This window comes from Mitsuaria sp. BK041, from assembly GCF_014193085.1.
Lineage (GTDB): Bacteria > Pseudomonadota > Gammaproteobacteria > Burkholderiales > Burkholderiaceae_C > Roseateles.
This window is the reverse complement of the sequence record NZ_JACHYT010000003.1, coordinates 1-11,375: the sequence shown is the minus strand read 5'-3', so window position 1 is coordinate 11,375 and position 11,375 is coordinate 1. Positions and strand designations below refer to the sequence as shown.

The 11,375-nt window shown below is 53.4% G+C and carries 4 tRNA genes and 6 rRNA genes; all 10 read right to left on the bottom strand.

From position 1 onward, the window contains the following. Positions 1-46: 46 nt before the first annotated feature. The 10 genes from rrf (FHT38_RS25035) to FHT38_RS24990 all read right to left on the bottom strand — a co-directional run bounded on the left by rrf (FHT38_RS25035) (position 47) and on the right by FHT38_RS24990 (position 11,083). Positions 47-159, bottom strand: a 5S ribosomal RNA gene (gene rrf, locus FHT38_RS25035). Positions 160-313: 154 nt separating this feature from the next. After that, positions 314-3,194 (bottom strand): 23S ribosomal RNA (locus FHT38_RS25030). A 306-nt stretch (positions 3,195-3,500) separates the two neighbouring features. Further along, a tRNA-Ala gene (locus FHT38_RS25025) sits at positions 3,501-3,576 on the bottom strand. A 19-nt stretch (positions 3,577-3,595) separates the two neighbouring features. After that, positions 3,596-3,672 (bottom strand) — tRNA-Ile (locus tag FHT38_RS25020). Positions 3,673-3,854: 182 nt separating this feature from the next. Continuing rightward, positions 3,855-5,383, bottom strand: a 16S ribosomal RNA gene (locus FHT38_RS25015). Positions 5,384-5,745: 362 nt separating this feature from the next. Beyond that, positions 5,746-5,858 (bottom strand): 5S ribosomal RNA (gene rrf / locus FHT38_RS25010). Between the two features lie 155 nt (positions 5,859-6,013). Continuing rightward, positions 6,014-8,894 (bottom strand): 23S ribosomal RNA (locus FHT38_RS25005). A gap of 306 nt (positions 8,895-9,200) precedes the next feature. Next, positions 9,201-9,276 (bottom strand) — tRNA-Ala (locus FHT38_RS25000). Between the two features lie 19 nt (positions 9,277-9,295). Then, positions 9,296-9,372: transfer RNA gene (locus FHT38_RS24995), tRNA-Ile, on the bottom strand. Positions 9,373-9,554: 182 nt separating this feature from the next. Continuing rightward, a 16S ribosomal RNA gene (locus FHT38_RS24990) occupies positions 9,555-11,083 on the bottom strand. The 16S, 23S and 5S rRNA genes sit together here with 4 tRNA genes alongside, the layout of an rRNA operon. Positions 11,084-11,375 lie beyond the last annotated feature (292 nt).

Genomic DNA, 11,375 nt, shown 5'->3' with positions numbered 1-11,375 from the left:
GCAAAACCCCTCGACTGTTTCCAATCGAGGGGTTTGCCGGATATTAGCCTGACGATGACCTACTTTCACACGGGAATCCGCACTATCATCGGCGCTGAGTCGTTTCACGGTCCTGTTCGGGATGGGAAGGGGTGGGACCGACTCGCTATGGTCATCAGGCTTGACTGGTTGGCTGCTGCTCGTCGGGAGACGCGGCAACAAGCCCAATTCGGTAGAGTCGAGATCAGCTTTTGATTTGATTGCGTCTTCAGGCTTGAAGAACGGTTATTCGCATGACACCTGTCTTTGACGTCGATGGGACTGTCAAAGTTATAGGGTCAAGCCGCACGGGCAATTAGTACTGGTTAGCTTAACGCATTACTGCGCTTCCACACCCAGCCTATCAACGTCCTGGTCTTGAACGACCCTTCAGGGGGCTCTAGGCCCCGGCAAGACTCATCTTGAGACGAGTTTCCCGCTTAGATGCTTTCAGCGGTTATCTCTTCCGCACTTAGCTACTCGGCGATGCCACTGGCGTGACAACCGATACACCAGAGGTGCGTCCACTCCGGTCCTCTCGTACTAGGAGCAGGCTCTCTCAATCTTGCAGCGCCCACGGAAGATAGGGACCAAACTGTCTCACGACGTTTTAAACCCAGCTCACGTACCTCTTTAAATGGCGAACAGCCATACCCTTGGGACCGGCTACAGCCCCAGGATGAGATGAGCCGACATCGAGGTGCCAAACACCGCCGTCGATATGAACTCTTGGGCGGTATCAGCCTGTTATCCCCAGAGTACCTTTTATCCGTTGAGCGATGGCCCTTCCATACAGAACCACCGGATCACTTTGTCCTACTTTCGTACCTGCTCGACTTGTCAGTCTCGCAGTCAAGCACGCTTATGCCAATGCACTATCAACACGATTTCCGACCGTATTTAGCGTACCTTCGAACTCCTCCGTTACACTTTGGGAGGAGACCGCCCCAGTCAAACTGCCCACCATACACTGTCCCCAACCCGGATAACGGGCCAAGGTTAGAACCTCAAACACACCAGGGTGGTATTTCAACGTTGGCTCCACCTGATCTAGCGACCAGGTTTCAAAGCCTCCCACCTATCCTACACAGATCTGTTCAAAGTCCAATGTAAAGCTACAGTAAAGGTTCATGGGGTCTTTCCGTCTTTCCGCGGGGAGATTGCATCATCACAAACATTTCAACTTCGCTGAGTCTCTGGAGGAGACAGTGTGGCCATCGTTACGCCATTCGTGCAGGTCGGAACTTACCCGACAAGGAATTTCGCTACCTTAGGACCGTTATAGTTACGGCCGCCGTTTACTGGGACTTCAGTCAAGAGCTTGCACCCCATCATTTAATCTTCCAGCACCGGGCAGGCGTCACACCCTATACGTCGACTTTCGTCTTTGCAGAGTGCTGTGTTTTTAATAAACAGTCGCAGCCACCGATTCTCTGCGGCCTCATTGGGCTTGGCCCGCGGGGGCTTCACCTACTAAAGGCACACCTTCTTCCGAAGTTACGGTGTCAATTTGCCGAGTTCCTTCTCCAGAGTTCTCTCAAGCGCCTGAGAATACTCATCACGCGCACCAGTGTCGGTTTGCGGTACGGTCGTCAATAGCTGAAGCTTAGTGGCTTTTCCTGGAAGCAGGGTATCACTCACTTCGTCTGCAAGCAGACTCGTTATCACCCCTCATCTAAGCCCGGCGGATTTGCCTACCAGGCACGACTACAGGCTTGAACCGGGACATCCAACACCCGGCTGAGCTAACCTTCTCCGTCCCCACATCGCACTATTGATCGGTACAGGAATATTGACCTGTTTCCCATCAGCTACGCATCTCTGCCTCGCCTTAGGGGCCGACTCACCCTACGCCGATGAACGTTGCGTAGGAAACCTTGCGCTTACGGCGAGGGGGCTTTTCACCCCCTTTAACGCTACTCATGTCAGCATTCGCACTTCTGATACCTCCAGCAGGCCTCACGACCCACCTTCACAGGCGTACAGAACGCTCTCCTACCACGCACAGTAAACTGTGCATCCGCAGCTTCGGTAACTGGCTTAGCCCCGTTACATCTTCCGCGCAGGACGACTCGATCAGTGAGCTATTACGCTTTCTTTAAATGATGGCTGCTTCTAAGCCAACATCCTGACTGTTTTAGCCTTCCCACTTCGTTTCCCACTTAGCCAATTTTAGGGACCTTAGCTGGCGGTCTGGGTTGTTTCCCTCTTGAGTCCGGACGTTAGCACCCGGTGCTCTGTCTCCCAAGCTGTACTCTTCGGTATTCGGAGTTTGCATAGGTTTGGTAAGTCGCCATGACCCCCTAGCCTAAACAGTGCTCTACCCCCGAAGGTAATACTTGAGGCACTACCTAAATAGTTTTCGGAGAGAACCAGCTATCTCCAGGTTTGTTTAGCCTTTCACCCCTATCCACAGCTCATCCGCTAGTTTTGCAACACTAGTCGGTTCGGACCTCCAGCACCTGTTACGGTACCTTCATCCTGGCCATGGATAGATCACCTGGTTTCGGGTCTACACCCAGCGACTAATTCGCCCTATTCGGACTCGATTTCTCTACGGCTACCCTATTCGGTTAACCTCGCCACTGAATGTAAGTCGCTGACCCATTATACAAAAGGTACGCAGTCACCCTTGCGGGCTCCTACTTTTTGTATGCATGCGGTTTCAGGATCTATTTCACTCCCCTCCCGGGGTTCTTTTCGCCTTTCCCTCACGGTACTTGTTCGCTATCGGTCGATTACGAGTATTTAGCCTTGGAGGATGGTCCCCCCATATTCAGACAGGATTTCACGTGTCCCGCCCTACTCTATTCGTGCCTAGTTCCACAATCGACATTTCTCATACGGGGCTATCACCCGCTATGGCCGGACTTTCCATTCCGTTCTGATATGCCAACTGCTAAAACACGAGGGCTACTCCGATTTCGCTCGCCACTACTTTCGGAATCTCGGTTGATGTCTTTTCCTCGAGCTACTGAGATGTTTCAGTTCGCCCGGTTCGCCTCGCACACCTATGTATTCAGTGTGCGATACCTCTAAACGAGGTGGGTTTCCCCATTCGGAAATCTCCGGATCAAAGCTTATTTGCCAGCTCCCCGAAGCTTATCGCAGGCTATCACGTCCTTCGTCGCCTGTAATCGCCAAGGCATCCACCACATGCACTTAGTCACTTGACCCTATAACTTTGACATCCGCAGATGTCGTCAAGGACAGATGCTCGACAACTCGAGCATTCATTGAGTATCACGCGTTTTCGCCGTTCTTCAATTTCTTCTCTGAATTTCAGAGTTGAAGTCTGGTGACGCAATCAAATGTCGCTGGCGGCACGGTGCCGAGCGCCCCTTTACGAGCGCCAGCTTTCCGCCAGCAACGCTGATTCGACTCTACGAATTGTTAAAGAACAACAGCCGACTTTCAAAGTCGAGACTGGCAAACCACAGCGTCCATTCCTGACGCTGTGGTTTGCCACCCTGTGAAGTGATTGGTGGAGGATGACGGGATCGAACCGACGACCCCCTGCTTGCAAAGCAGGTGCTCTCCCAGCTGAGCTAATCCCCCAAGATCTTGTCGATCCTCGTGGTGGGTCTGGCTGGATTCGAACCAGCGACCCCCGCCTTATCAAGACGGTGCTCTAACCGACTGAGCTACAGACCCACGCATCTCTTGCGTGCCCCTGCATCGCGCCAACCGGCAAGGCCAGCTCGCCAGGCTCACGCGTTTTTCTCACTCACTGTTGTGTGTCTACAGCCGATAAGTGTGGGCGCGCTGAACTCGCTATTTGTGGACTCGACTCTCCCAAGCAACCGAAGCCACCTGGCGGTCTCGTCATTCTCTAGAAAGGAGGTGATCCAGCCGCACCTTCCGATACGGCTACCTTGTTACGACTTCACCCCAGTCACGAACCCTGCCGTGGTAATCGCCCTCCTTGCGGTTAGGCTAACTACTTCTGGCAGAACCCGCTCCCATGGTGTGACGGGCGGTGTGTACAAGACCCGGGAACGTATTCACCGCGGCAAGCTGATCCGCGATTACTAGCGATTCCGACTTCACGCAGTCGAGTTGCAGACTGCGATCCGGACTACGACCGGGTTTCTGGGATTAGCTCCCCCTCGCGGGTTGGCAGCCCTCTGTCCCGGCCATTGTATGACGTGTGTAGCCCTACCCATAAGGGCCATGATGACCTGACGTCATCCCCACCTTCCTCCGGTTTGTCACCGGCAGTCTCATTAGAGTGCCCTTTCGTAGCAACTAATGACAAGGGTTGCGCTCGTTGCGGGACTTAACCCAACATCTCACGACACGAGCTGACGACGGCCATGCAGCACCTGTGTCCAGGTTCTCTTTCGAGCACTCTCACATCTCTGCAAGATTCCTGGCATGTCAAGGGTAGGTAAGGTTTTTCGCGTTGCATCGAATTAAACCACATCATCCACCGCTTGTGCGGGTCCCCGTCAATTCCTTTGAGTTTCAACCTTGCGGCCGTACTCCCCAGGCGGTCAACTTCACGCGTTAGCTACGTTACTGAGAAGAAACCCTCCCAACAACCAGTTGACATCGTTTAGGGCGTGGACTACCAGGGTATCTAATCCTGTTTGCTCCCCACGCTTTCGTGCATGAGCGTCAGTACAGGCCCAGGGGATTGCCTTCGCCATCGGTGTTCCTCCGCATATCTACGCATTTCACTGCTACACGCGGAATTCCATCCCCCTCTGCCGTACTCTAGCCATGCAGTCACAAATGCAGTTCCCAGGTTGAGCCCGGGGATTTCACATCTGTCTTGCATAACCGCCTGCGCACGCTTTACGCCCAGTAATTCCGATTAACGCTTGCACCCTACGTATTACCGCGGCTGCTGGCACGTAGTTAGCCGGTGCTTATTCTTCAGGTACCGTCATGAACCCCCGGTATTAACAGGAGTCTTTTCTTCCCTGACAAAAGCGGTTTACAACCCGAAGGCCTTCTTCCCGCACGCGGCATGGCTGGATCAGGGTTGCCCCCATTGTCCAAAATTCCCCACTGCTGCCTCCCGTAGGAGTCTGGGCCGTGTCTCAGTCCCAGTGTGGCTGGTCGTCCTCTCAGACCAGCTACAGATCGTTGGCTTGGTGAGCCTTTACCCCACCAACTACCTAATCTGATATCGGCCGCTCCAACTGCGCGAGGTCTTGCGATCCCCCGCTTTCACCCTCAGGTCGTATGCGGTATTAGCTGCTCTTTCGAGCAGTTATCCCCCACAACTGGGCACGTTCCGATACATTACTCACCCGTTCGCCACTCGTCGCCAGGTTGCCCCGCGTTACCGTTCGACTTGCATGTGTAAGGCATGCCGCCAGCGTTCAATCTGAGCCAGGATCAAACTCTACAGTTCGATCTTGAATACTCAACGGAATCGAACAAAGACTACTTTCATAGCTTCATTCATTTCCGTGAGCGTCTAAAGATTTAACCTTCTCAGGTCGCTCGTTCAGACGCCCACGCTTATCGGCTGTAAATTCTTAAAGAACATCGAAGCCGCTTTCGCCAACTTCGTCGCGTCGCTGATTTGTCGTCAGCAGCGCAGAGGTGAGACTATAAACGAGTTCGTTTGAACTTGTCAAGCGTCTTTCGCGATCATCTTCATGATGGCTTGGACGTCGTCTCGCCTTCAGAGATCAACGCTCCGCGAAGCGCTGATCTCTGCAAGCAGAGAAAGGAACGCCCGGTCATTCGACCGGGCGTCTCCGGATATTAGCCTGACGATGACCTACTTTCACACGGGAATCCGCACTATCATCGGCGCTGAGTCGTTTCACGGTCCTGTTCGGGATGGGAAGGGGTGGGACCGACTCGCTATGGTCATCAGGCTTGACTGGTTGGCTGCTGCTCGTCGGGAAGACGCGGCAACAAGCCCAATTCGGTAGAGTCGAGATCAGCTTTTGATTTGATTGCGTCTTCAGGCTTGAAGAACGGTTATTCGCATGACACCTGTCTTTGAAGTCGATGGGACTGTCAAAGTTATAGGGTCAAGCCGCACGGGCAATTAGTACTGGTTAGCTTAACGCATTACTGCGCTTCCACACCCAGCCTATCAACGTCCTGGTCTTGAACGACCCTTCAGGGGGCTCTAGGCCCCGGCAAGACTCATCTTGAGACGAGTTTCCCGCTTAGATGCTTTCAGCGGTTATCTCTTCCGCACTTAGCTACTCGGCGATGCCACTGGCGTGACAACCGATACACCAGAGGTGCGTCCACTCCGGTCCTCTCGTACTAGGAGCAGGCTCTCTCAATCTTGCAGCGCCCACGGAAGATAGGGACCAAACTGTCTCACGACGTTTTAAACCCAGCTCACGTACCTCTTTAAATGGCGAACAGCCATACCCTTGGGACCGGCTACAGCCCCAGGATGAGATGAGCCGACATCGAGGTGCCAAACACCGCCGTCGATATGAACTCTTGGGCGGTATCAGCCTGTTATCCCCAGAGTACCTTTTATCCGTTGAGCGATGGCCCTTCCATACAGAACCACCGGATCACTTTGTCCTACTTTCGTACCTGCTCGACTTGTCAGTCTCGCAGTCAAGCACGCTTATGCCAATGCACTATCAACACGATTTCCGACCGTATTTAGCGTACCTTCGAACTCCTCCGTTACACTTTGGGAGGAGACCGCCCCAGTCAAACTGCCCACCATACACTGTCCCCAACCCGGATAACGGGCCAAGGTTAGAACCTCAAACACACCAGGGTGGTATTTCAACGTTGGCTCCACCTGATCTAGCGACCAGGTTTCAAAGCCTCCCACCTATCCTACACAGATCTGTTCAAAGTCCAATGTAAAGCTACAGTAAAGGTTCATGGGGTCTTTCCGTCTTTCCGCGGGGAGATTGCATCATCACAAACATTTCAACTTCGCTGAGTCTCTGGAGGAGACAGTGTGGCCATCGTTACGCCATTCGTGCAGGTCGGAACTTACCCGACAAGGAATTTCGCTACCTTAGGACCGTTATAGTTACGGCCGCCGTTTACTGGGACTTCAGTCAAGAGCTTGCACCCCATCATTTAATCTTCCAGCACCGGGCAGGCGTCACACCCTATACGTCGACTTTCGTCTTTGCAGAGTGCTGTGTTTTTAATAAACAGTCGCAGCCACCGATTCTCTGCGGCCTCATTGGGCTTGGCCCGCGGGGGCTTCACCTACTAAAGGCACACCTTCTTCCGAAGTTACGGTGTCAATTTGCCGAGTTCCTTCTCCAGAGTTCTCTCAAGCGCCTGAGAATACTCATCACGCGCACCAGTGTCGGTTTGCGGTACGGTCGTCAATAGCTGAAGCTTAGTGGCTTTTCCTGGAAGCAGGGTATCACTCACTTCGTCTGCAAGCAGACTCGTTATCACCCCTCATCTAAGCCCGGCGGATTTGCCTACCAGGCACGACTACAGGCTTGAACCGGGACATCCAACACCCGGCTGAGCTAACCTTCTCCGTCCCCACATCGCACTATTGATCGGTACAGGAATATTGACCTGTTTCCCATCAGCTACGCATCTCTGCCTCGCCTTAGGGGCCGACTCACCCTACGCCGATGAACGTTGCGTAGGAAACCTTGCGCTTACGGCGAGGGGGCTTTTCACCCCCTTTAACGCTACTCATGTCAGCATTCGCACTTCTGATACCTCCAGCAGGCCTCACGACCCACCTTCACAGGCGTACAGAACGCTCTCCTACCACGCACAGTAAACTGTGCATCCGCAGCTTCGGTAACTGGCTTAGCCCCGTTACATCTTCCGCGCAGGACGACTCGATCAGTGAGCTATTACGCTTTCTTTAAATGATGGCTGCTTCTAAGCCAACATCCTGACTGTTTTAGCCTTCCCACTTCGTTTCCCACTTAGCCAATTTTAGGGACCTTAGCTGGCGGTCTGGGTTGTTTCCCTCTTGAGTCCGGACGTTAGCACCCGGTGCTCTGTCTCCCAAGCTGTACTCTTCGGTATTCGGAGTTTGCATAGGTTTGGTAAGTCGCCATGACCCCCTAGCCTAAACAGTGCTCTACCCCCGAAGGTAATACTTGAGGCACTACCTAAATAGTTTTCGGAGAGAACCAGCTATCTCCAGGTTTGTTTAGCCTTTCACCCCTATCCACAGCTCATCCGCTAGTTTTGCAACACTAGTCGGTTCGGACCTCCAGCACCTGTTACGGTACCTTCATCCTGGCCATGGATAGATCACCTGGTTTCGGGTCTACACCCAGCGACTAATTCGCCCTATTCGGACTCGATTTCTCTACGGCTACCCTATTCGGTTAACCTCGCCACTGAATGTAAGTCGCTGACCCATTATACAAAAGGTACGCAGTCACCCTTGCGGGCTCCTACTTTTTGTATGCATGCGGTTTCAGGATCTATTTCACTCCCCTCCCGGGGTTCTTTTCGCCTTTCCCTCACGGTACTTGTTCGCTATCGGTCGATTACGAGTATTTAGCCTTGGAGGATGGTCCCCCCATATTCAGACAGGATTTCACGTGTCCCGCCCTACTCTATTCGTGCCTAGTTCCACAATCGACATTTCTCATACGGGGCTATCACCCGCTATGGCCGGACTTTCCATTCCGTTCTGATATGCCAACTGCTAAAACACGAGGGCTACTCCGATTTCGCTCGCCACTACTTTCGGAATCTCGGTTGATGTCTTTTCCTCGAGCTACTGAGATGTTTCAGTTCGCCCGGTTCGCCTCGCACACCTATGTATTCAGTGTGCGATACCTCTAAACGAGGTGGGTTTCCCCATTCGGAAATCTCCGGATCAAAGCTTATTTGCCAGCTCCCCGAAGCTTATCGCAGGCTATCACGTCCTTCGTCGCCTGTAATCGCCAAGGCATCCACCACATGCACTTAGTCACTTGACCCTATAACTTTGACATCCGCAGATGTCGTCAAGGACAGATGCTCGACAACTCGAGCATTCATTGAGTATCACGCGTTTTCGCCGTTCTTCAATTTCTTCTCTGAATTTCAGAGTTGAAGTCTGGTGACGCAATCAAATGTCGCTGGCGGCACGGTGCCGAGCGCCCCTTTACGAGCGCCAGCTTTCCGCCAGCAACGCTGATTCGACTCTACGAATTGTTAAAGAACAACAGCCGACTTTCAAAGTCGAGACTGGCAAACCACAGCGTCCATTCCTGACGCTGTGGTTTGCCACCCTGTGAAGTGATTGGTGGAGGATGACGGGATCGAACCGACGACCCCCTGCTTGCAAAGCAGGTGCTCTCCCAGCTGAGCTAATCCCCCAAGATCTTGTCGATCCTCGTGGTGGGTCTGGCTGGATTCGAACCAGCGACCCCCGCCTTATCAAGACGGTGCTCTAACCGACTGAGCTACAGACCCACGCATCTCTTGCGTGCCCCTGCATCGCGCCAACCGGCAAGGCCAGCTCGCCAGGCTCACGCGTTTTTCTCACTCACTGTTGTGTGTCTACAGCCGATAAGTGTGGGCGCGCTGAACTCGCTATTTGTGGACTCGACTCTCCCAAGCAACCGAAGCCACCTGGCGGTCTCGTCATTCTCTAGAAAGGAGGTGATCCAGCCGCACCTTCCGATACGGCTACCTTGTTACGACTTCACCCCAGTCACGAACCCTGCCGTGGTAATCGCCCTCCTTGCGGTTAGGCTAACTACTTCTGGCAGAACCCGCTCCCATGGTGTGACGGGCGGTGTGTACAAGACCCGGGAACGTATTCACCGCGGCAAGCTGATCCGCGATTACTAGCGATTCCGACTTCACGCAGTCGAGTTGCAGACTGCGATCCGGACTACGACCGGGTTTCTGGGATTAGCTCCCCCTCGCGGGTTGGCAGCCCTCTGTCCCGGCCATTGTATGACGTGTGTAGCCCTACCCATAAGGGCCATGATGACCTGACGTCATCCCCACCTTCCTCCGGTTTGTCACCGGCAGTCTCATTAGAGTGCCCTTTCGTAGCAACTAATGACAAGGGTTGCGCTCGTTGCGGGACTTAACCCAACATCTCACGACACGAGCTGACGACGGCCATGCAGCACCTGTGTCCAGGTTCTCTTTCGAGCACTCTCACATCTCTGCAAGATTCCTGGCATGTCAAGGGTAGGTAAGGTTTTTCGCGTTGCATCGAATTAAACCACATCATCCACCGCTTGTGCGGGTCCCCGTCAATTCCTTTGAGTTTCAACCTTGCGGCCGTACTCCCCAGGCGGTCAACTTCACGCGTTAGCTACGTTACTGAGAAGAAACCCTCCCAACAACCAGTTGACATCGTTTAGGGCGTGGACTACCAGGGTATCTAATCCTGTTTGCTCCCCACGCTTTCGTGCATGAGCGTCAGTACAGGCCCAGGGGATTGCCTTCGCCATCGGTGTTCCTCCGCATATCTACGCATTTCACTGCTACACGCGGAATTCCATCCCCCTCTGCCGTACTCTAGCCATGCAGTCACAAATGCAGTTCCCAGGTTGAGCCCGGGGATTTCACATCTGTCTTGCATAACCGCCTGCGCACGCTTTACGCCCAGTAATTCCGATTAACGCTTGCACCCTACGTATTACCGCGGCTGCTGGCACGTAGTTAGCCGGTGCTTATTCTTCAGGTACCGTCATGAACCCCCGGTATTAACAGGAGTCTTTTCTTCCCTGACAAAAGCGGTTTACAACCCGAAGGCCTTCTTCCCGCACGCGGCATGGCTGGATCAGGGTTGCCCCCATTGTCCAAAATTCCCCACTGCTGCCTCCCGTAGGAGTCTGGGCCGTGTCTCAGTCCCAGTGTGGCTGGTCGTCCTCTCAGACCAGCTACAGATCGTTGGCTTGGTGAGCCTTTACCCCACCAACTACCTAATCTGATATCGGCCGCTCCAACTGCGCGAGGTCTTGCGATCCCCCGCTTTCACCCTCAGGTCGTATGCGGTATTAGCTGCTCTTTCGAGCAGTTATCCCCCACAACTGGGCACGTTCCGATACATTACTCACCCGTTCGCCACTCGTCGCCAGGTTGCCCCGCGTTACCGTTCGACTTGCATGTGTAAGGCATGCCGCCAGCGTTCAATCTGAGCCAGGATCAAACTCTACAGTTCGATCTTGAATACTCAACGGAATCGAACAAAGACTACTTTCATAGCTTCATTCATTTCCGTGAGCGTCTAAAGATTTAACCTTCTCAGGTCGCTCGTTCAGACGCCCACGCTTATCGGCTGTAAATTCTTAAAGAACATCGAAGCCGCTTTCGCCAACTTCGTCGCGTCGCTGATTTGTCGTCAGCAGCGCAGAAGCGAGATTATGAACGATTCTTTTTGAATCCGTCAAGCAGTCTGCGAAATTATTTTCAGCGTCGACTGCGAGAATCTCGCCGCCAAATGAAAACCGGGA